The organism is Rhodococcus sp. JG-3, assembly GCF_000482405.1.
Lineage (GTDB): Bacteria > Actinomycetota > Actinomycetes > Mycobacteriales > Mycobacteriaceae > Rhodococcoides > Rhodococcoides fascians.
This window is the reverse complement of sequence record NZ_KI519398.1, coordinates 4,930,029-4,951,384: the sequence shown is the minus strand read 5'-3', so window position 1 is coordinate 4,951,384 and position 21,356 is coordinate 4,930,029. Positions and strand designations below refer to the sequence as shown.

The window sequence follows — 21,356 nt, the reverse complement described above, 5'->3', positions numbered from 1 at the left end:
GAATCACTGGTGCCGACAACAATGTTGACGATCCTTCAGTTCTGACACAGATATCCCGCGAATCGTTGTCAATTTTCCAAAATGCTCGTCGACGGGGTTTCTCGGCCTCTGCCCGGGTGATGCACTGGCCCCTCCGACGCACCTCGCCGCGTCGAATCGCTCTGTCTCCTTCGAAAGGTTGTGTCGTGGTCGCATTCGGACTCATCGACGAGTGGAAGCCCGCTCCAGGACCGCTCACCACGTGGTCACCCACCGTCGCCTCACGAGCTGCTGCCGCGGCTGCGCCCGTTCACCCGGCACCGCCCTCGCACATCCAGCAGGCGTATCTCGAAGCCGCCTACCGCAACCGGGGATCGTCGTTCCGATTCTCCCGGCTGTGCCTGGTGACGTTCAAGATCGAAGGCACGCTGGACCGCACCGCGATGGGACGAGCATTCAACACGTTCGTCACCCGACACGATTCGTTCCGTAGCTGGTTCTCGACGACGGCCGAGGGTTCGACGCGCCACCTCGTCGACGTCGCCGACATCGCGCTCGAAGCGACCGATTTCGGAACGCCTGCGGACTCCGAGGCCATTCGGCGTCACGTGCAGGACAGCACGCCCGGTCCCGAGAGCTGGGACTGCTTCTCGTTCGGAACGATCGAACACGACGATCACTTCGTGGTGTACGCGGCGGTCGATCACCTCGACACCGACGGCATCTCGCAGGCCCTGACCTACTACGAACTGCGCCAGCTCTATCGCAACGCGGTGACGGGGGAGTCCGACGGCCTGTTCACCCCGGGCAGCTACCTCGAGTACTGCCAGCGCGAACGCCTCGAGAGCGACGCGACAACTCTCGAGAGCCCTGCGGTTCGGACCTGGATCGACTTGGTCACCGACAACGGGGGGCGATCTGCCGACGTTCCCACTTCCGTTGGGACGCAGCAGCATCGACTACACGCGGACCTCGCACAGCTCGTTCCCGTTGTTCGACGGTGCCACCGCGCAGGCAGTCGACGAGGCGTGTGCAGCCGTGGGAGTCAAGTTCATCGGCGGAATCTTCGCCGCCGCAGCGCTGGCGGAGTACGAGCTCGCCGGCCGGGGCAGCTACCTCGGTCTGACGCCCAAGAGCACGCGGGCGACCCCCGGCGAATTCGCGTCGATCGGGTGGTATTCGAGCCTGATTCCGGTGCAATTCGACCTCGGTGAGCAGCCGACGTTCCGTACCCTCGCAGTGCTCGCACAGGCAGCATTCGACTCCGGAAAGTTGCTGGCGAACACCTCGTACCACCGGGTGCTCGAGCTGGCCTTGCCGGAACACGGAATCACGACGCAGCCGGGATGGACCGCGCCGATGATCTCGTACGTCGACGTTCGCAAGTTGCCGGGCGAAGCCGAATTGGATGCGGCGGGAGCGGGTCTGTACGGCAACCGCGGCAGTTCCGAGGAAGTCTTCATGTGGATCAACCGCTTCGAGGACCACACCGGCGTCGAGTTCCTGTACCCGGGCACCGACGAGGCCGATCGTTCGATCGACCTGTACTTCTCCAAGATCTCCGAAATCTACGCCGCCGTGGTCGACAAGGGCGACTACATCCCACAGCCACCCGAGGCTCACGTGTTGGCCCACGAGCTTCCGGACGTCAGCAGGGTATGACGCTCCCTCGCCGCGGGTCGTGGCTGACGCTGGGTGCCTGCCTGCTGGCCGTCACGATGCAGATGATCGACGTCACCGCCGTCACCGTGGCGTTGCCGACGATCGCGCGTGACCTCGACGCGTCGGGCACTCAGCAGGTCTGGATCCCGACGGCATATCTGCTCGCCTTCGCCTGCGCGCTGCTCACGATGGCGCGCGCAGGTGAGGTGTTCGGGCGCAGAACGGTATTCGTCACCGGCACTGCACTGTTCGCCGTGACGTCGGTGCTCTGCGCCTACGCGCCCACCGTCGAACTGCTCGTCCTCGCCCGCGTGCTGCAGGGGCTCGCGGGAGCGGCGATGTCGGCGCAGACGGTGGCGATCGTGACAGCGGCCTACTCCGGCACGCGGCGCACCACCGCGTTCGCGCTGTACGGTGGCACCGCGGGGCTGGCCGGACTCGCCGGGCCGTCCATCGGCGCAGCGCTGCTGCACCTCGATATCCTCGGAACCGGTTGGCGGGCACTGTTTCTGATCAACGTCCCGATCGCGGCAGCGGCGATCGTTCTCGGCCGCAGGTTCGTGGCATCGGGTACCGAGCAGGTCCCGGCCGGACACGGCGGGCGGTTCGACCCGGTCGGTGCCGTCCTATGGTCGATCGGGGCCCTGCTGATCGTCTGTCCCGTCATGATCAGCTCGAGTGTCGCCGCAGCGTTGCCCGCGGTTGCGCTCGGTCTGACGACACTGGCCGGGTTCGCGATGTGGGAGCGTCGTCGACGTGCTGCAGGAGCACACGTCATGGTGAACATCGGCGTCTTCGGTGAGCGAGGATTCTCCGTGGGATGCGCCGTATCGGCTCTCGTGTACGGGACCTTCACCGGGTTCGTTCTGACGATGTCGGTGACACTGCAATCCGGATTGGGTGAGAGCGCGTCGACGGTGGGAGCGATCACTGTTCCCTTCGCGCTCGGGGCGGTGCTCGCTTCCGTGGCCGCGCCGATCTCGTTCCACCACTGGGATTCTCGCGTCGTTGCGGCCGGCGCGGCCGCTATGGGACTGGCTCTGCTCGTTCTCGGCGTCACCACAGAATACCTGGACCGTGCCGGCTTTCCCTGGTGGGCGGTCGTGCCGCTCGGGGTACTCGGCGCGGGTCTCGGGTCGGTGATCGCGCCGTTGCAGAGCACCATCGTCGCGGGGGTGGCCCCGCACGCCATCGGCTCGGCCTCGGGAATTCTGCCGACCGTCCAACAAGTGGGATCGGCTGTGGGAACCGCGGTGACCGGGGCCCTGTACTTCGGTCTGCTTCCTGCGGAGCCGGTTGCCGCGGACTATCTGGCGTCTCAGCGGACGGTGTTGTTCGGGCTGGCCGCGACCATGGTGGTGGCCACCGCAGTCGCGGCCGCGCTGCCCCGCGGCGTCATCGAACGCAGCTCGTCGATGGTTTCCCAGGGTGTGCCGTGAATATTTCTAAGTGATTGTCCCGCAACAGTATCCGTCAATATCTCACCCGGACCAGGAGTTCGGGCCGATCGAAATCGAGAAGAGTTACACCATGCTTCGCACCCTCGTGACCTCGACACTCGTCGTCGGGCTGATGTCGCTGTTGTTCGTAGCTGCTCCCCATGCGTCGGCCGCGCCCGGTGATCCGGCCCCGGTACCCGGCACGTTGTATGCGGCGGCTGCGGACCTGAACGGGAAGAACAACGGCGATGTCGTTGCCAGTCGGCGGTTTTCGAGCCCCCTGTATCCCGGTGCCGACATCTGGCAGCTCCAGTACCGGTCGTCCGATTCCCGAGGCGACGCCATCGCCGCAGTGACAACCGTTCTGGCACCGACGAACCGCGCACCCGGTGGGCCTCTACTGTCGTATCAGCCGTTCGTCAATGCGCTCGGATTGCAGTGCGCACCGTCGGAGTCCCTGTTCGGTGCCGACCCGACGACCGGTGTGCAGGAACGTGAATTTCTCAACCTCGCGCTGATGCGTGGATGGACCGTGGCGGTACCGGACCACCTCGGGCCCAAAAGTGCCTACGGCGCAGCCAAGTTGGGCGGACAGATCACGCTCGACGGCGTCCGCGCCGCACAGCGCGTGCCGGAACTCGGTTTGGCAGCGAGCCCGGTAGGTATGGCCGGTTACTCCGGCGGCGGTATGGCGACGGCGTGGGCCGCGGCGCTCGCTCCCAGCTATGCACCCGAGCTGAACATCGTGGGCGCCGCAGCCGGAGGTGTGCCTGCGGATCTGGACAACATCGCTCGCGCGTTGGGTTTTCAGCCCCATCAGGCATTCGGTCTCGCGTTCGCGGCCGCCCTCGGACTCGAACGCGAATACCCGGATCGCCTGCCGATCACCGCGCAGCTCAATCCCACCGGTCTGGCGTTGAAGGATCAGGTGTCGAATGCGTGCACGCCGGTGATCCTTGCGACCGGAGCCTTCAAGAGTGCGCTGGCGGTCTCGACCACTACGTCGTTGGTGGACAGCCCCGAGGCGCAGCAGATCATCGACGAGAACAGTCTGGTCAAGTACGCCGGTGTGCCGACGGCACCCACGCTTCTGTGGGGAAGCGACAACGATCCGCTCATTCCGATCGGTGCGTTGCGTGACACTGCTGCTCGGTACTGCGCGAGTGGTGCCACCTTGCAGTTCGACGTCGTCCATGCACCGCAGCACATCCAGGCGGCGTTCGAGGGTCTTCCCGCGGCACTGACATTCCTGGACAACAGGTTTCGGGGTGTCGCGCCGCCGACGAACTGCATCCGATGAGAAGACTGGCAGCCGTCATCGCTGCTGTGACGACGACTCTGGTCGCGGCTTCCGCGCCCGGATATGCAGCGGAGCTTCCGGTCCTGGCACCGCAGACGCTCGGCGACTTCTCGGTGCAGACTCGGTACTTCGACGTCGCAGTGGGGCCCGAACACGACCAGCACTGCACCGTCGTCGGGGATGTGTACGTTCCTGTCGGGCTAGGACCGGACCATCGAGCCCCAGCCATTCTGACCAGCAACGGTTTCGGCGGATCCAAGGACGACCAGGCCGGTGCCGCTGCCAGATTCGCCACTCACGGCTACGTGGTTCTGACGTACTCGGCTCTGGGTTTCGGCGGCTCGACGTGCAAGATCTACTTCGCCGATCCCGATTACGACGGCATGGCCGCATCGGCTCTGATCGGCTATCTCGCCGGTGAGAGCGGCGGGGTGTTCACCGATCCCGCACGGACGGTTGCCGCCCCGGCACTCGACGTGGTTCGGCTCGACGCTCCGGGTGACCCGCGCGTCGGCTACCTCGGCGGTTCCTATGCCGGCGCAACGGGATTGGCGACGGCGTCGGTCGATCGACGATTGGACACCGTCGCGTCGATGATCACCTGGAACGATCTGGCGCGGTCGTTGGCACCGGACGGGGCCGGCCGCAGATCCGTCGGGCCGGTCAAGAGCGTGTTCGGTTCGGCATTTCTGGCCGCCGGTGCCGTTCTGACCGGACCGGGCGGATACGCCGTGGATCCGGCACGGGCACAGGGGTGCCCGAACTACGCCCAGTGGGTGTGCGACGCCGCGTCCGCCTTCACGGCCAATCGCGAACCCGACCCGGGAACTCTGGCGGCGATGCGTCATGTCTCACCGGTGGACTATCTCGATCGAGTCGATGTGCCGGTGTTGCTCACGCAGGGGCAGAAAGATTCGCTGTTCAGTCTCGACGAGGCCGCAGCTACATTCGAGGCCCTGCGGGCGCGGGGAGTGGAAACGTCCATGGTCTGGCACTCGTGGGGACACAACGATCGCAAGGGTTATCCGGGTGAGTTCGACATCAAGGCCCCCGACCCGTTCACTCAGCACGAAGCGGCACTGGTGGGCAATTGGCTCGACCGACACCTCAAGGATCGTGACGTCGACCCAGGACCGGCTTTCACCTACTTCCGGGACTGGGTGCCCTACACCGGCGTCGCGTCGCCGGCCTACGTCGAATCCGAGACATTTCCCGTCGGTGCTCGCCGCACGTTCCGTTTGTCGAATGAATCACTGGCGGAGGGGGATTCGTCGAACGAAGTGTGGACGCAGACGATTCGGGGTGCAGGTGCGTCGATGCCCACCACGTTCGGACTGCCGAATCTCGCGGCCGAGTTGCCCGTGCCGCGGGTCTCGCTACCCGGCTCTGCCGCGAACTGGACGACGCCGCCACTGACCGAACCCATCGACGTCGTCGGCGCACCGGAACTGTCGATCGGTCCCACGGTGTCCGGTCCCGCGACCGTCTTCGTCACCGTGCTCGACGTAGCACCCGACGGTGCGCGAAGCCCGATTCACGGACTCCTTGCACCCGCCGTACTCACCGGATCCGGTGAACCGGTGACCATCTCGCTGCCCAGCATCGTCCATCGATTCGACCGCGGTCATCGCGTCGCCGTCGAGATCACCGCGACGGATCCGTCCTTCGCAGGTGGGCCGGGCCCAGCGGACGTCACCGTGTCCTCGACGGATCCGATCAACCAGTTCTCTCTTCCCGTAGTCCCGTGATCTTCGACTTTGCTCACCCGAAAGGCTCGCTGTGATCCGAAAATTCTTTACCCTGGGGTCCATCCTGGTGGCGCTCTGCGCGTCCCTGTTCGCAGTGGGCACAACAGCTTCGGCGGCTCCCGCGCCGACGGCCCCGGATCCGGACGTCTTCTACGCGGCACCGGCCGACATCGCCGATCACGCGCCAGGTGACATCCTGGCCAGCCGACGGGCCGACGCCTGGATGTACCCCAACACCGACATCTGGCAACTCAAGTATCGGTCCACCAACTCCGCAGGTGCACCCGTCGCCGCGGTGACGACCGTGCTGATGCCGCGAGGCAAAGGCGCGGGAACCCCACTGGTGTCCTATCAAGCCGTCATCAATGCTCTGGGCGTCAAATGTGCACCGTCGCATGGTCTTTTCACGTACGAGATCGGTGAAGCGCCGAGCCTGTACGTCGGTATGGTCGCCCGCGGGTGGGCGGTTGCGGTGCCGGATTACCTCGGCCCGACCGGAGCCTACGGAGCCGCGGAGTACGAAGGTCGTTTGACGCTCGACGGTGTGCGGGCCGTGCAGAACTTCGAGCAGTTGCCGCTGAAGGACAGTCCCGTTGCTTTGCTGGGTTACTCGGGAGGTGCACTGGCGACCTCGTGGGCCGGTGCCATGGCACCCACCTACGCGCCGGAGCTGAACATCGTGGCCAGCGTGCACGGTGGAACCCCGGCCGACCTGGGATTGATCGCACAGAACCTGGGTTACAGCGCGATTCCGCACCCCGCCTTCGGAATGGCACTCGCGGCATCACTGGGACTCGAACGTGAATACCCGACCGAATTCCCCGTCTCGGAGAACCTGAATGCAGCGGGCCTGGCCCTGCGAGATCGCGTGAGCAACGAATGCAGGCGCCCCATCATCATCGGCGGAGCGTTCAAGAGCGCAAGAGATCTGTCGAACGTCGACATCGCGTCCCTGCCCTCTGCGCAGGCGGTACTGAAGAAGAACAGTCTCGTCGACTACGACGGCGTCCCCACGGCCCCGGTGTACATCTGGCACGGCATCAACGACTTCATCACCCCCTACGCGCCGGTGAAGGAGACGGTCGACCGCTACTGCGCAGCCGGGGCAACCGTGCAGTTCCGGGCGTATCCACTCGCCGAGCACTTCAGCGGATCGATCGTCGGACTGCCCGAGGCCTACGCGTACGTGGACGCACGATTCCGAGGAGAGCCGGCACCGTCGAACTGCGGCTGATGTCCGCTCGGTAGTGACCTCACACCGCATTTGTCGACTGCGCGCCCTTGCTCCTCAGAGAGTGGGGGCGCGCAGTCGGTAGTAAGTGTGTGAGGTTGCCGGGGAACCGAGTCGGGGCTCGCCGCGTCCAACCAGTTGTGAGAGCAACAGGGCGCTGGGTGACGGGTGTGGTCGGACTGATGATGCTGGTCGCCGGATGTGGTGAGTCGACGCCGAGTGCACCGAATGCTGCGTTGCCGACGTCGACCAGCGTTGCGCCGATCGCCACCGAGCCCTGGGATCCATGCACCATCCCGGACAATGCCGTCGAGGCCGCGGGATTGGATGTGGGGAGCAAAACCACGAACCTGTTCGGAGACGCCCCGCTGTCGAACGACTGGAAGACGTGTATTTGGACAGACCCTGACCCTGGGTCGTGGTACTTCCTGGGCGCGTTCTCGGGCTTCCACTCGCTGGACGATCTGGAGGCGAACGACCGCTTCAATCAATTCTCGAAGGTCGACGGTCTCGGCGGATACCAGTTCTTGCGCGCTGACCGTCCGGTCGGACGGAGTTGTGGCATGGCATTCGAGGTGGAGAAGGGTCTGGTGTATTTCGTCCTCGACACAATGGGTTCCGAAGACCCGCAGGGTGACCCGTGCGTGGAGATCATGCGGATCGCAGGCTCTCTGCGTTCGTCGCTGCCTCCGGCAACAAATTGACGGATGGGGGATCTGGTGGGGACTAACGTCAATAGTCTTGCAGTGTCGATGCAGCAGTGGCGCAACCTGTCCGAGCAGGCGGCCGCGGGGGCGCTCGAGATTCCGGAGGGCGTGGCGTTCCAGTGCGACCAGGCGTGCGCCGAATATCTCAGACACCTGAATGGCATGTTGCAGAAGACGGAGTTTCTCGTCGATCTCGACGCATTCGGAACGCTTCCTTCAGCTCGACAGCTGGGTCGCAAGTTCAAGCGACTGGCCGATGGTGAGGAACGGTCGGCGGCTGTCGCGATCAGGCAACACATCGAGGTCATCGAATTGATGCGCTCGGTGTTTCGGCGCTATTTCGTCGACACCGAAGAGGTTGATCAGAGCGTGGGCGCTCGGGTCGGCGAGATCGGGGCGGCGCTGGGGGAGTAGTCCCGCAACCTCACACCCTTTCTCCGGACCTCGCACCCCCGCTATGCGCGGAACCCCGGCGCGCGGTCGGCACAAAGGGTGGGAGGTTCCGTGCATTGCCAACGCCATACCGTCGACCCTGCCCGAAATGTCCGTAAAGGCAACTACGGCAACGCAATCACGACAACATTCGCGAATCGGATGCCTTACTCTGCCTTCGTGAATCTTTCCACGGCCCGGCTGGTACAGATGCGTCCGCGCGATCCGAACGAACCGCATCGCGCGGCGAGTCCACTCGAATTGTTCTTCGACCTCGTGTTCGTCGTGGCCGTCAGTATCGCGGCGGTGCAACTCCATCACGCGCTCACCGAGAACCATGTCGCCGACGGTCTGCTCAGCTACGCCCTCGTGTTCTTCGCGATCTGGTGGGCGTGGATGAACTTCACGTGGTTCGCCACCTCCTTCGATACCGACGACTGGCTGTATCGAACGCTGACCGTCGTGCAGATGGCCGGTGTGCTGGTGCTCGCCGCCGGAGTCGAATCGGCGTTCGTGGACAAGGATTTTGCGGTCGTGGTGCTCGGTTACGTCGTGATGCGCGTAGCGATGGTGACGCAATGGGTTCGAGCGTCTCGGACCGGTGACTACAAGAAGACCGCACTGACATACGCGACAGGCATTGCGGGCGTTCAAGTTCTGTGGATTCTCTGGCTGGTGCTGTTCGACGGCACAGCCGCCGTCGTCCTGTTCTTCGTGTTGGCAGCCGCGGAAATGGCGGTTCCACTGATCGCCGAACGCAGCGGGTCGACGCCATGGCACCCGCATCACATCACCGAACGCTACGGGCTGTTCACGCTGATACTGCTCGGCGAGAGTCTGCTCGCATCGGCCAACGCCATCATCGAAGCGCTGCACGACGAGACGGCGCTGGCACCCTTGATCTCGATTTCCGTCCTCACCCTCGTCGTCACCGCGAGTCTGTGGTGGATCTACTTCTGGCCGCCGCACCACCGGGCCATCGGAAAGTTCGGCAACTCGCTGATCTACGGCTACACGCACTACTTCATCTTCGCCGCGGCGGGCGCGTTCTCGGCCGGCATCGAGGTCGAGATCGACGTGCTCACCGAACACAGCAAGCTCGGCGACGTCGCCGCGTCGTTCACCGTCACGGTCCCGATTGCGATATTCGTCCTCGGAGTGTGGCTGATCGCCATCCGCGCCCACGCGGATCGCGTCGTCAACATCGCGGTTCCGGTCGGTGCCGTGCTCGTGTTGTTCGACCCGATCATTCCCATCCCGATCACCCTCACCGCGGTCGTCATGATCGTCGTCGTCGGCGTGCTCGTCGCACGCGGGCCACGACCCCCAGCGTTAGGTCGTTCCGCAGGCTCCACTCCCCAGCGTCCAGCATGAGAAACTGACCACATGAGTATCGGAACCCTGATTCTGCTTCGTCACGGCGAGAGCGAATGGAACGCGTCCAACCAGTTCACCGGCTGGGTCGACGTGCGACTGACCGAGAAGGGCGAGGCCGAGGGCAAGCGCGCCGGCCAGCTCCTCGCCGAGGCGGGCGTACTGCCCGACCTGCTGTACACCTCGCTGCTGCGCCGCGCGATCAGCACCGCGAACCTCGCGCTCGACGCGGCCGAGCGGCATTGGATCCCCGTCGTGCGCGATTGGCGTCTGAACGAGCGGCACTACGGCGCACTGCAGGGCTTGAACAAGGCCGAGACCAAGGACAAGTACGGCAACGAGCAGTTCATGCTGTGGCGTCGTAGCTACGACACGCCGCCGCCCGCCATCGAGGCAGGCAGCGAGTTCAGCCAGGATGCCGATCCCCGTTACGCCGACCTGGACAGCGTTCCGCTGACCGAATGCCTCGCCGACGTCGTCGAACGGCTCATCCCGTACTTCGAGGAGACGATCGTCGCCGATCTGAAGGCCGGCAAGAACGTGCTCGTCGCCGCACACGGCAACTCGCTGCGTGCACTCGTGAAGTACCTCGACGAGATCTCCGACGCGGACATCGCCGAACTGAACATCCCCACCGGCATCCCGCTGCAGTACGACCTCACCGAGGTCGACGGCAAGCTGAAGCCGACCAATCCGGGTGGCACCTACCTGGATCCGGAAGCAGCGGCTGCGGGTGCGGCTGCCGTGGCAAACCAGGGCGGTAAGTAACTCCGCCACGCACAAACCGGCAGTTTGTCGAAACTGCAGGTGAACGAACGAAGAACACTGCCGACGAGGGCTATGACGACCAGGGAAATGCCTGCACCCTGCGTATGTGAGCCGTCCATCGAACGTACGATTCCGGTGTGAGTGTTGCATCGGCCGTACTACTGGCAATTGCCGCGGCCTTCGTGGGATACCTCGTCGGCGGTGTTCTGATCCCGTACCTCAACACTCGACACTCGGAGCGTCGCCGCGCCACCTCCGGATTGACGATGTCGCAGGTCCTGGACCTGATCGTGCTGGCGTCGGAGAGCGGTATCGCCGTCGTCGATCAATTTCACGACGTCGTGTTGTCGAATCCTCGGGCCGAGGAGCTCGGCCTGGTGCGTAACCGTTCCATCGACGAGCGGGCGTGGGCCGCGGCGACGAAAGTGCTGTCCGACGGCAATCCCGTCGAAGTCGATCTCAGTGCCAAGGCCCCCCGGCCCGGCCGCGACAAGATCGCCGTCCGGTGCGTCGCGAGACTGCTCAGCAAAGAGGACCGACGGTTCGTCGTTCTCTTCGCCGACGACGATTCCGAGCAGGTACGGATGGAGGCCACGCGTCGCGACTTCGTGGCCAACGTCAGTCACGAACTCAAGACACCGGTCGGTGCCATGAGCCTGCTGGCCGAGGCGCTGCTCGAATCCGCCGACGATCCCGACTCCGTCCGGCACTTCGGCGGCAAGGTCGTCGCCGAATCCAAACGCCTGGGCAACATGGTGACCGAGCTGATCGCACTGTCGCGTCTGCAGGGGGCCGAGAAACTGCCCGACCTGGAAGTGGTGGACGTGGACACCGTCGTCAACGAGGCGATGGACCGGTCCAAACTCGCTGCCGAGAACGCGGGCATCTCCGTCACCACCGACCACCCGAGCGGGCTCGAAGTACTCGGCGACCAGGCGCTACTGGTGACGGCGCTCGCCAATCTCATCCAGAACGCGATCGCGTACTCCTCCGACGGTTCGCCCGTTTCGGTCAGTAGGGCATTGCGCGGCTCCAACGTCGCGTTCGCCGTCACCGACCGAGGAATCGGTATCGCCAAGGCGGACCAGGAACGCGTCTTCGAGAGATTCTTCCGCGTCGACAAAGCTCGGTCGCGGGCCACCGGCGGGACAGGCCTCGGCCTTGCCATCGCCAAACACGTCGCAGCCAACCACAACGGCAGCATCTCGCTGTGGAGCAAGCTGGGCACCGGATCCACCTTCACCCTCCAGATCCCCGCGTACTTCGAAGAAGAAGACGACGCCGCGGTTACAGAAAGAGAGAATCAGTGACCAACGTTCTGATCGTGGAAGACGAAGAGTCGTTGGCCGATCCACTGGCCTTCCTGCTCCGCAAAGAGGGGTTCGAGGCCACCGTCGTCGGCGACGGACCGTCGGCTCTGGCCGAATTCGATCGTGCCGGCGCGGACATCGTGCTGCTCGACCTGATGCTTCCCGGAATGAGCGGCACCGACGTGTGCAAGCAATTGCGTTCGCGCTCAGGCGTTCCCGTGATCATGGTGACCGCGCGTGACAGTGAGATCGACAAGGTCGTGGGGCTCGAACTCGGTGCCGACGACTACGTCACCAAGCCGTATTCGGCTCGTGAGCTGATCGCTCGTATCCGCGCCGTACTGCGCCGCGGCAGTGACGCCGAGGTCGATGGCGGCACCGACACCGGAGTGCTCGAAGCCGGGCCGGTGCGGATGGACGTCGAACGGCATGTGGTGATGGTCGGATCCGATCAGATCACGTTGCCGCTCAAGGAGTTCGACCTGCTCGAATACCTGCTGCGCAACTCCGGCCGGGTCTTGACCAGGGGCCAGTTGATCGACCGAGTGTGGGGTGCGGACTACGTGGGCGACACGAAGACTCTCGACGTGCACGTCAAACGACTGCGGTCGAAAATCGAGACCGACCCGGCCAAGCCGGAGCATCTCGTCACCGTGCGCGGTCTGGGCTACAAGCTCGAGGGGTAGAGCCTGCGGCATGTGAGTGGAAACGCGTAGTGGGCTACGAGTTTCCACTCACATGCGGCGCCAGCCGCACTATCGGCGCTGGGCCTCACGAGTGGCCGGATGTACGGCAATCAGACCGAGGCCACGACGACGCTTGCACAGGGACGCCAACTCCTCGTACGCGGCCTTGCCGAGCAGCTCGGTCAATTCCGGCTTGTACGACTCGAACACCTGCTTGGCTCCGACGTGCGCGTCGGGTGAGCCGGAGCAGTACCAGTGCAGATCGAGTCCGCCTTCGCCCCAACCGCGTCGGTCGTACTCGCCGATGGTGGTCTTGAGAATCTCGGAGCCGTCGGGACGCGTCACCCAATCCTGGGTGCGCCTGATGGGCAACTGCCAGCACACGTCGGGCTTGACCTCGAGCGGCTCGATGCCTTTGCGCAGCGCCATCGAATGCAGTGCGCACCCGATGCCACCCTCGAACCCGGGTCGGTTCTGGAAGATGCACGCACCCTTGTAGCGGCGCGTACGCAAAGATTGTTCGTCGTCGAGATCGTCGTACTCGACGTATCCCTTCTTGCCCAGACCCTTGTCCATCAGCTGCCAGTCCTGCGGCGTGAGCAACTTCACCGACTCGTCGAGCTTGCGTTTGTCGTCCTCGTCGGACAGGAACGCGCCGTGCGAGCAGCATCCGTCGTCGGGGCGACCCTCGACGGTGCCCTGGCAGGCGGGGGTGCCGAACACGCAGGTCCAGTTGGACAACAGCCACGTCAGATCGGCGGCAATGACATGTTCGGCATTGTCGGGGTCGGGAAACTCGACCCATTCTCGCGGGAAATCCAACTCGACCTCTGCAGCGAACGACTGCTGCTCACGACCTGCTGTCACAAATGACGACGGTAGACCCAGTACCGTGGGGTTGTGCGATTAGGGGTGCTCGACGTCGGTAGCAACACGGTGCATCTGCTCGTAGTGGACGCACACCGTGGCGCACACCCGACGCCGATGAGCTCGAGCAAGGCGACGTTGCGCCTGTCGGAGAACACCGACGCGTTCGGCAACATCACTCCTGCAGGTGCCGATCGGCTCGTCGACGAGGTGCGTGAGTTTGCCGCCATCGCCGCCCGGTCGGGTTGCAGTGAACTGATGGCGTTCGCCACCTCTGCGGTGCGCGACGCCTACAACTCCGACGACGTTCTCGCGCGTGTTCTCGCCGAGACCGGAGTGGCCCTGGAAACTCTGTCGGGCGTGGACGAGGCCAGATTGACGTTCCTGGCCGTGCGCCTCTGGTACGGCTGGAGCGCCGGGCGCATCCTCGGACTCGACATCGGCGGCGGATCGCTGGAACTGACCAGCGGCAGCGACGAGAATCCCGACGTGGCGTTCTCCCTGCAGCTCGGTGCCGGCCGCCTCACCCGGGACTGGCTCGACGAGGATCCTCCGGGAAAGCGTCGTATTGCCGTTCTTCGTGACTGGTTGGATGCCGAACTCGCGACACCGGCCAAAGAACTGTTGGCTGCGGGCGATGCGGACCGCGCGGTGGGAACGTCGAAGACATTTCGTTCGTTGGCTCGCTTGACCGGTGCTGCGCCTTCCGCGGCCGGTCCGCGAGTGACGAGAACGCTGACGGCGAGCGGTCTGAGGCAACTCATCGCGTTCATATCGCGGATGACGGCCGCCGACCGTGCAGAATTGGAAGGCATCAGTGCCGACAGGTCACCACAACTGGTGGCCGGGGCGCTGGTAGCGGAGGCGAGCATGCGGGCACTGTCGGTGGAATCACTCGAGATCTGTCCGTGGGCGCTGAGGGAAGGTTTGATTTTGAGGAAGCTGGACACCGAAGCCGACGGCGATCTGGTGGGGAGTTCGAGATGAGCGACGCCAACCCGGAAGACACCGGGCAGATCTCGGTCGCCGAGCTGTTGGCCAGAAACGGCCAGAAGACCAACCTGACTGCAGGAGGGCGACGCAGGCGAGGCGTCAAGGGCGGCATCTCCGTGGCCGAACTGACCGGGGAGATTCCCGTCGTTCGTGACGAACCCGGCGACCGCAGCGCACCCGTCGTCGACGAGCCGCAGGACGAAGCTCCCGATACCGCTGCGAACGAGCCCACGAGCAGTGCATCCGACGGCAACACGACCACGTCGTCCAGGCCGCAACCGGCCCGGCCCCAGAGCACCCGCCCGACCCCGTACCAACCGGCAGGCAAGCGCGACAAGCAGCAGCCCGAACCGGAACTGCTGTCGGGCTCCACGACCGTCGCCGGAGACCTGCTCAATCGATCGCACGACGACACCGCGCGCGGGTTGCGGCCAGCCGCTCCTGCCGCGCAAGGATCGGAGCGTCGTCCGTACGGGTCGACCCAGGCCGAGCAGGGACGGGCCCGTCGATCGGCGGGATTCCAGCCGCCGCGTTCGACCGAATCCGCCGAACCCAAGACCGACGTCACCTCGCGTGCGCCGCTGGTGGAGAGCCCACATGCCGCTCTCGTCGAAGTGGACGACCTGGCGAAGACCGCGGTCACCCCGCGCATCACGCGCGACAACGAGGTCGACGACAAGAAGACCGCCGACAAAAAGACCGCTGACAAGAAGATCGCCGGCGAGAAGGCCACTGATGAATCGGCCGACGAGGCCGGCACTCAGGTCATACCCGATGTGGTCGACCTCACGAAGCCGACCACCGACGACGACCCTGCCGACCCGAAGACCGCCGACCCGAAGACCGTCGACCCGAAGACCGCCGACACCCCGAGTTCCGGCTCGCGTGCCGATCGACGCAAGTCGGCGAGTAAGGACAAGGCGAGCAAGGACACGGCGAGCAAGGACACGGGAAGCAAGGACAAGTCCCCGGTCAAGGGCAAGGGCGGCGCGGTTCGGCAGTGGCTGGTGCTCATCGGGCAGGCCGTCGTGTCGATCGTCGTCGGTGCGCTGCTGTTCAAGGGCTTCGAGCAGCTGTGGGACGTGCTGCCATGGGTGGCACTGGTGCTGTCGGTGCTGGTCATCGTCGGTCTTGTCGCCGTGGTGAGGATTCTCCGGCGTACCGACGATCTGGTCTCGATCGTCATTGCCATAGCCGTCGGTGTGTTCGTCACGCTCGGTCCGTTGGCCTTCCAGCTCAGTACCGGCTGAGTTTCGACAACGATGGCGGCGAAGCGAATCAAGGTCGGGTTGTCCACGGCCTCGGTGTACCCGCAGAATACCGAGGCAGCGTTTCGCTATGCCGCCGATCTGGGTTACGACGGCGTCGAACTGATGGTGTGGGCCGAATCGATCAGTCAGAACGTCGATGCGGTGGCTGCGCTGTCACGTGAGTACTCGATACCGGTGCAGGCCATCCATGCGCCGTGTCTGCTGATCTCACAGCGGGTGTGGGGATCGGATCCGATAGTCAAACTGGCCCGGTCGGTCGAGGTGGCCGATAAGCTGGGTTCGGCGACCGTCGTCGTGCATCCGCCGTTCCGCTGGCAGCGCAAGTACAGCGACGGGTTCGCCGATCAGGTGGCGGAACTGGAATCGAACTCCCACGTCGTGGTCGCAGTGGAGAACATGTTCCCGATGCGTGCCGACAGATTCTTCGGTCGCAAGGAGAAATCCGCCCAGCGGCTCGAACGGCGCGGAGGCCCGGGAGCGGCGCTGTCGGCGTTCTCGCCGTCGTACGACCCGACCGACGTCGGTCACGGCCACTACACACTCGACCTCTCGCACACCGCGACCGCAGGCTCGGACGCACTCGAGATGCTCGACCGGATGGGCGACGGGATAGCGCACCTGCATCTGGCCGACGGCCGCGGCGCGTCCGTGGACGAGCACCTGATCCCGGGGCACGGCAGCCAGCCCTGCGCCCAGGTCTGCACCGAACTGGTGCGGCGAGGATTCGACGGCCAAGCCGTCATCGAGATCAACACTCAGAATGCGCGCACGGTGCCCGAGCGTTCGTCGATGCTGGACCAGGCGCTGCAGTTCGCCCGCGCACACCTGTCCTGACTGCCGGTAAGTTGTCCGGAATGAGTTCCACCAGCCCGTTCCGGGCAGCAACCACACTGGTCCCACTCGACGTCTCCGCAGACACGGTGTCCTTCGCCGGTGCGATCGATTCCACCTGGACCATCGGCCCCAAAGTGCACGGCGGGGCGATGCTCGCCATCTGCGCGGCCGCGGCGCGTCAGCAGATCGTGCTGATCGACCCGGCCCAGGTCGAGATCCAGCCGTTGGCCGTCAGCGTCAGTTATCTGGCCGCGCCCGATCCCGGCGAAGTGGCGCTCACGACGATCGTGCGCAAGCGCGGCAGGCAGGTCTCGCACGTCGACGTCGAGCTGACTCAGGCCGGACGTGTCGCAGTGCGGGCGGTGGTCACCCTCGGTCGGCCCGACTCGGAGGAACCTAACCACGAAACCCCGTTGTCGCTGTCGTCGATGGCCGCGGAGCCTCCTGCGGACACCCTCGCGGTGGCAGGCGATCACCCCATGGCGTCGATCGTGCACGTGGCCAAGGGCTGCGAGATGCGGATCGAACCGTCGTCGGCATCGTTTCTCACCGGTCAGCAGGGTGAGGCCGAAATTCGACTGTGGGTGCGCCCCTTCGCGGGCGACGAAGCCGACGCCGACACGTCGGTGCTCTTCGCGTTGATGGCAGGCGACATCTCGGCGCCGGTGACGATGAACCGCGGAATGTTCGGCTGGGCACCGACGGTCCAGCTGACGACATATCTGCGTCGCCGCCCGGCTCCGGGGTGGCTGCGAGTGGCAGCGACCAGCTCCGTCATCGGCAGCACCTGGTTCGAGGAAGACCACCTGATACTCGACTCGACCGGTGCCGTGGTGGTGCAGAGCCGACAGTTGGCGATGGTGCCGCGCTCGAACTGACATGGCAGGCTTGGCCGTATGACGAGAATTGCAGTGATCGGTGGCGGACGGATCGGCGAGGCATTGATTGCGGGACTCCTCGAGGCCGGTCACGCCGTGCGCGACCTCGTGGTCGCCGAGAAGTCCGAGCCGCGCGCCAAAGAGATCGCGAAGGACTTCGGAGTACTGACCGCCAGTGTCGCCGACGCGGCCGAGGGAGCCGACGTCATCGTGCTGGCGGTCAAGCCGGCCGACGTCGAAGGCGCACTGAATCAGATCACCAAGATCGAGCTCGACGGTGACCGCGAACAACTCATCGTCTCGCTCGCCGCAGGCGTGCCCACCGCCAAGTTCGAGCCCAAGCTCCCCGCCGGATTCCCGGTCGTACGGGTCATGCCCAACACCCCCATGCTGGTAGGGGAGGGCGTCAGTGTGCTGGCCCCGGGGAAGTACGCCCGCGCCGAGCACCTCGAGCTCGTGCGCTCCATCCTGTCGGCCGTCGGCAAGGTCGTCGTCGTCAAGGAACATCAGCTCGACGCGGTGACGGCCGTGTCCGGGTCCGGTCCGGCCTATTTCTTCCTGGTCGCCGAGGCCATGATCGACGCGGGAGTGGGCCTGGGATTGAGCCGGGATGTCGCGTCTGCACTCGTCGCACAGACGATGGTGGGGTCGGGAGCGATGCTGGATCGCTCGGACGAGTCCGCCAGCGAGCTTCGGTACGCCGTGACCTCCCCGGGCGGAACGACCGCCGCGGCGGTGCGCGAATTGGAGCGAAACGGCCTCCGAGCTGCGTTTTTCGATGCTCTCGGTGCAGCCAACGCCCGATCGATTGAGATGGGCATCACAGCAGAATAAAAAATCTTTTCCCCACACCCGTCGCAGTAACCCCATCTGTCCCTATAGGCTCGGGGGCAGCACGTGCGTGTCTGTTCGGCAGGAGGGGAAGCCTGCCGCATGAGACGTGCCGGAGGTAAGTGGATTGATGGCGTCTATAAACAAGCCGTCCAAGGGTTCGTCCCCGGACGGTCAACCGGCTCTGGCCGGAACACAGTTCCTCACTGTCGCCGAGGTGGCGACTCTGATGAGAGTTTCGAAAATGACCGTGTACCGACTGGTGCACGGCGGAGAGCTGCCCGCAGTACGGGTGGGTCGATCTTTTCGTGTGCACGCCAAGGCTGTACACGACTATCTCGAGACCTCGTATTTCGACGCAGGCTAGTGCACGTAGCTAGGTCGTAAGACCGGGCCGGTTTCGTAAGTCACGGCTCACACCGGTAGGATTGGCGTTCGTCGTGCCAGCCAGCCGGTGTGCAGCCGTGGGCGAGTACGTGGCCCCAGCGCCAGCTCGGTGACCAAGGTTGTTGGCTCGAAGCCTTCGGGCTTGGTTGTCAGGTAGGCGTACGCAAACGGCGTGCGCGAAAACGCTAGAGAAGAACGTGAGGACACCCGCATGGGTTCAGTGATCAAGAAGCGTCGCAAGCGCATGTCGAAGAAGAAGCACCGCAAGCTGCTTCGTCGTACCCGCGTGCAGCGCAGGAAACTCGGCAAATAAGCCTGCCGTCATCTGCTTCACGGCCGAGCCCGTCACCATCGGTGGCGGGCTCTGCTCGTTCGAAGGCGAGTTGCATCTGTCCTTCCAGGCCTCCTTTCCTTTCAGACCTCGCGGAAACCTGTCGATCCAGTAGGCTCGGCACGGGAGCCGAAGTTGGGGAGGCGCAGTGAGTCCGAGTGATCGTGGTGTTGCCGCGCCCCGAGTGGTGCTCGTGACCGGTGCCAGTCGATTCCTCGGCGGATACCTCGTCACCCGCCTCGCTCAGAACCCTCGCATCGAACGTGTCATCGCCGTCGACGAGAAATCTCCGAGCAAAGATCTGCTGCGACGTATGGGTCGCGCGGAATTCGTTCGTGCCGACATTCGAAACCCGTTGATCGGCAAGGTGATTCGTAACGCCGGCGTCGATACCGTGGTGCATGCGGCCACGGTCGCCAAGCCTCCGAAATCCGGCGGCCGCGCGACGATGAAAGACCTCAACGTCATCGGAGCCATGCAGCTGTTCGCGGTGTGCCAGAAGTCGCCGACCGTGGAGAAGGTGGTCCTGCGGTCGTCCTCCTCGGTGTACGGATGCAGCGCCAAGGATCCGGTGAAATTCACCGAGGAGATGAGTGCCCGACGCCCACCGAGCGGCGCGTACGCCAAGGACACCATCGACATCGAGGGCTACATTCGCGGACTCGGTCGTCGTCGCCCGGATATCGCGGTATCGATCCTGCGTATGGCCCCACTGATCGGCCCGCGGCTCAACGGCACCATCTCGCGGTACATGACGTCACCCCTCATTCCGAGCATCGTCGGACGCGACGCGCGCATGCAGCTGTTGCACGAGGAAGACGCCCTTGCGGCCCTCGAACGCGCGACCATCGGCGGGCCTGCAGGCACGTTCAACATCGGTGCCGACGGCACCATCATGCTCTCGCAGGCGATTCGACGTGCCGGTCGAGTGCAGGTTCCGGTGCCGTTTCCACTGTTCAAGAGCGTGGGGCGGGCACTCATGGGCGGAATGATGCGCGAATTCACCACCGAGCAACTCGACTACTTCCATTTCGGTTGCGGGCTGGACACCACACGGATGCGGTCCGTCCTCGGGTTCGAGCCTCGGTGGACCACAGTCCAGGCGTTCGACGACTTCGTCCGGGGCGCAGCGCTGCGGCCGGTCGTCCGAACCGAATGGGTCGACGCCATCGAGAATCGGCTGCTCGGGGCCGTCGACACGGGGGCGTCCGCGGCGCGCGTACTGGCCTCGCTCGGCAGTGCCGACACGACGCGAGAATCCGGAGCGGACAGGTGAGCGACGTGGCCAAAGTCATTCCCTTGCACGGCGGCGCGTCCGCCCGGTCCGCCCGCGCCGCGCAGGGTTCACGCGAGCGGCACCCATCGGCCTACGCCGATCCACGTGAGCCGACGCCGCTGGTGGACCCGACCCCTGCCGCTTCTGCGGCCACGATCGCCGCAGAAGCGGCACCCGTGCTGTCGATGATCGACGACACCAAGACCGCGATCGTCGACCAGATCTCCTCGGTCGCCGAGTTCGTGCGTCGACGCCTGGCCGGCGACTACAGCGTCGACGAGTTCGGCTACGACCCGCACTTCGCCGATGCCGTGTGGCTGCCGCTGCTGCGTCCGCTGTTCGACAAGTGGTTCCGCGTCGAGGTCAAGGGCATCGAGAACATCCCCGCCGAGGGAGGTGCGCTCGTCGTGGCCAACCACGCCGGAGTCGTACCGGTCGACGCGCTGATGACGTCGGTTGCCGTGCGCGATCATCACCCTGCCCACCGGCCGTTGCGAATGTTGGCTGCCGACATGGCATTCGAGATGCCCGGCGTCGGCACGATCGCCCGCAAGGCCGGGCATACGTTGGCGTGCAATCCCGACGCGGAGCGGCTGCTGCGCACCGGGGAAGTTGCCGCCGTGTTCCCGGAGGGCTTCAAGGGGATCGGCAAACCGTTCAGCGAGCGGTACAAGTTGCAGCGGTTCGGCCGCGGCGGGTTCGTCTCGGCTGCGCTGCGAACGGGTGCGCCGATCATTCCGTGCTCCATCGTCGGGTCAGAGGAGATCTACCCGAAGATCGGCGACATCGCCCCGCTGGCACGACTGATGGGGATGCCGTACTTCCCGGTGACACCGTTCTTCCCGCACCTCGGGCCGCTGGGTCTGATTCCGTTGCCGTCGAAGTGGTACATCGAGTTCGGCAAGCCCATTCACACCGACTCCTACGACGCCACCGCGTTCGAGGATCCGATGGTGCTCTTCGAGCTGACCGACCACGTGCGCGAAACCATTCAGCACACGTTGTACCGACTGCTTGCCAAGAGACGCAACGTGTTTCTCGGATAGCTCGGG

General features: G+C 64.9%; 22 protein-coding genes. 21 read left to right on the top strand and 1 reads right to left on the bottom strand.

What is annotated here, in order from left to right; all coding sequences use genetic code 11:
- Positions 1 to 185 precede the first annotated feature (185 nt).
- The 12 genes from K414_RS27945 (at position 186) to K414_RS0124680 (ending at position 12,636) form a co-directional block, all read left to right on the top strand.
- Positions 186 to 1,193: a condensation domain-containing protein gene (locus K414_RS27945; RefSeq protein ID WP_343294195.1), complete on the top strand. Its 1,008-nt coding sequence runs from the start codon at positions 186 to 188 to the stop codon at positions 1,191 to 1,193.
- Positions 1,174 to 1,641 (top strand): hypothetical protein, encoded by a 468-nt coding sequence (locus K414_RS29830; protein ID WP_343294194.1) that lies wholly within the window; start codon positions 1,174 to 1,176, stop codon positions 1,639 to 1,641. Before K414_RS27945 ends, K414_RS29830 begins: the two co-directional genes overlap by 20 nt.
- Positions 1,638 to 3,080 carry an MFS transporter gene (locus K414_RS27940; RefSeq protein WP_051365275.1) on the top strand — a complete coding sequence of 481 codons (1,443 nt, stop codon included), beginning with the start codon at positions 1,638 to 1,640 and terminating at the stop codon, positions 3,078 to 3,080. The genes K414_RS29830 and K414_RS27940 overlap by 4 nt, the downstream gene beginning before the upstream one ends.
- Before the next feature lie 91 nt (positions 3,081 to 3,171).
- Positions 3,172 to 4,380, top strand: a complete 1,209-nt coding sequence (locus tag K414_RS0124720; RefSeq protein WP_027498368.1) for a lipase family protein — start codon at positions 3,172 to 3,174, stop codon at positions 4,378 to 4,380.
- The gene (locus K414_RS0124715; RefSeq protein WP_051365274.1) at positions 4,377 to 6,128 is read left to right on the top strand and encodes a CocE/NonD family hydrolase; all 1,752 of its coding nucleotides are present in this window, start codon (positions 4,377 to 4,379) and stop codon (positions 6,126 to 6,128) included. Before K414_RS0124720 ends, K414_RS0124715 begins: the two co-directional genes overlap by 4 nt.
- A gap of 94 nt (positions 6,129 to 6,222) precedes the next feature.
- Positions 6,223 to 7,362, top strand: coding sequence for a lipase family protein (locus K414_RS0124710; RefSeq protein ID WP_228139284.1), 1,140 nt, complete (start codon positions 6,223 to 6,225; stop codon positions 7,360 to 7,362).
- Positions 7,363 to 7,520: 158 nt separating this feature from the next.
- Positions 7,521 to 8,063, top strand: a complete 543-nt coding sequence (locus K414_RS0124705; RefSeq protein ID WP_027498365.1) for a DUF3558 domain-containing protein — start codon at positions 7,521 to 7,523, stop codon at positions 8,061 to 8,063.
- A gap of 48 nt (positions 8,064 to 8,111) precedes the next feature.
- Complete coding sequence (locus K414_RS0124700; RefSeq protein ID WP_237606586.1) at positions 8,112 to 8,480, top strand: hypothetical protein; 369 nt, start codon at positions 8,112 to 8,114, stop codon at positions 8,478 to 8,480.
- Positions 8,481 to 8,708: 228 nt separating this feature from the next.
- The gene (locus K414_RS27935; protein ID WP_051365418.1) at positions 8,709 to 9,872 is read left to right on the top strand and encodes a low temperature requirement protein A; all 1,164 of its coding nucleotides are present in this window, start codon (positions 8,709 to 8,711) and stop codon (positions 9,870 to 9,872) included.
- A 12-nt stretch (positions 9,873 to 9,884) separates the two neighbouring features.
- Positions 9,885 to 10,640, top strand: a complete 756-nt coding sequence (locus K414_RS0124690) for a phosphoglyceromutase (protein ID WP_027498363.1) — start codon at positions 9,885 to 9,887, stop codon at positions 10,638 to 10,640.
- Between the two features lie 137 nt (positions 10,641 to 10,777).
- Complete coding sequence (locus tag K414_RS0124685) at positions 10,778 to 11,950, top strand: ATP-binding protein (RefSeq protein WP_027498362.1); 1,173 nt, start codon at positions 10,778 to 10,780, stop codon at positions 11,948 to 11,950.
- Complete coding sequence (locus K414_RS0124680) at positions 11,947 to 12,636, top strand: response regulator transcription factor (RefSeq protein WP_027498361.1); 690 nt, start codon at positions 11,947 to 11,949, stop codon at positions 12,634 to 12,636. Before K414_RS0124685 ends, K414_RS0124680 begins: the two co-directional genes overlap by 4 nt.
- 69 nt (positions 12,637 to 12,705) lie before the next feature.
- On the opposite strand, the gene K414_RS0124675 is transcribed toward K414_RS0124680, so the two are convergent.
- On the bottom strand, positions 12,706 to 13,503 hold the full coding sequence (locus K414_RS0124675; protein ID WP_027498360.1) for a hypothetical protein: 798 nt from the start codon (positions 13,501 to 13,503) through the stop codon (positions 12,706 to 12,708).
- Between the two features lie 33 nt (positions 13,504 to 13,536).
- Here K414_RS0124675 and K414_RS0124670 point away from each other — a divergent pair, with 33 nt between their 5' ends.
- The 9 genes from K414_RS0124670 to K414_RS0124630 all read left to right on the top strand — a co-directional run bounded on the left by K414_RS0124670 (position 13,537) and on the right by K414_RS0124630 (position 21,350).
- Complete coding sequence (locus tag K414_RS0124670; RefSeq protein WP_027498359.1) at positions 13,537 to 14,490, top strand: Ppx/GppA phosphatase family protein; 954 nt, start codon at positions 13,537 to 13,539, stop codon at positions 14,488 to 14,490.
- Complete coding sequence (locus tag K414_RS0124665) at positions 14,487 to 15,746, top strand: hypothetical protein (RefSeq protein ID WP_027498358.1); 1,260 nt, start codon at positions 14,487 to 14,489, stop codon at positions 15,744 to 15,746. The genes K414_RS0124670 and K414_RS0124665 overlap by 4 nt, the downstream gene beginning before the upstream one ends.
- A 12-nt stretch (positions 15,747 to 15,758) precedes the next feature.
- A complete protein-coding gene (locus K414_RS0124660; protein WP_027498357.1) occupies positions 15,759 to 16,601 on the top strand; it encodes a sugar phosphate isomerase/epimerase in 843 nt (280 codons plus the stop codon).
- Between the two features lie 20 nt (positions 16,602 to 16,621).
- Positions 16,622 to 17,479 carry a thioesterase family protein gene (locus K414_RS0124655; protein WP_027498356.1) on the top strand — a complete coding sequence of 286 codons (858 nt, stop codon included), beginning with the start codon at positions 16,622 to 16,624 and terminating at the stop codon, positions 17,477 to 17,479.
- A gap of 18 nt (positions 17,480 to 17,497) precedes the next feature.
- Positions 17,498 to 18,313, top strand: a complete 816-nt coding sequence (proC, locus tag K414_RS0124650; RefSeq protein WP_027498355.1) for a pyrroline-5-carboxylate reductase — start codon at positions 17,498 to 17,500, stop codon at positions 18,311 to 18,313.
- A 127-nt stretch (positions 18,314 to 18,440) separates the two neighbouring features.
- Positions 18,441 to 18,677: a helix-turn-helix domain-containing protein gene (locus tag K414_RS0124645; RefSeq protein ID WP_008713658.1), complete on the top strand. Its 237-nt coding sequence runs from the start codon at positions 18,441 to 18,443 to the stop codon at positions 18,675 to 18,677.
- 231 nt (positions 18,678 to 18,908) lie between these two features.
- Positions 18,909 to 19,010 (top strand): AURKAIP1/COX24 domain-containing protein, encoded by a 102-nt coding sequence (locus K414_RS28740; protein WP_003402602.1) that lies wholly within the window; start codon positions 18,909 to 18,911, stop codon positions 19,008 to 19,010.
- Positions 19,011 to 19,176: 166 nt separating this feature from the next.
- Positions 19,177 to 20,304 carry an NAD-dependent epimerase/dehydratase family protein gene (locus tag K414_RS27930; protein WP_237606396.1) on the top strand — a complete coding sequence of 376 codons (1,128 nt, stop codon included), beginning with the start codon at positions 19,177 to 19,179 and terminating at the stop codon, positions 20,302 to 20,304.
- Positions 20,301 to 21,350, top strand: coding sequence for a lysophospholipid acyltransferase family protein (locus tag K414_RS0124630; RefSeq protein WP_027498354.1), 1,050 nt, complete (start codon positions 20,301 to 20,303; stop codon positions 21,348 to 21,350). Before K414_RS27930 ends, K414_RS0124630 begins: the two co-directional genes overlap by 4 nt.
- The last annotated feature ends 6 nt before the right edge of the window (positions 21,351 to 21,356 follow it).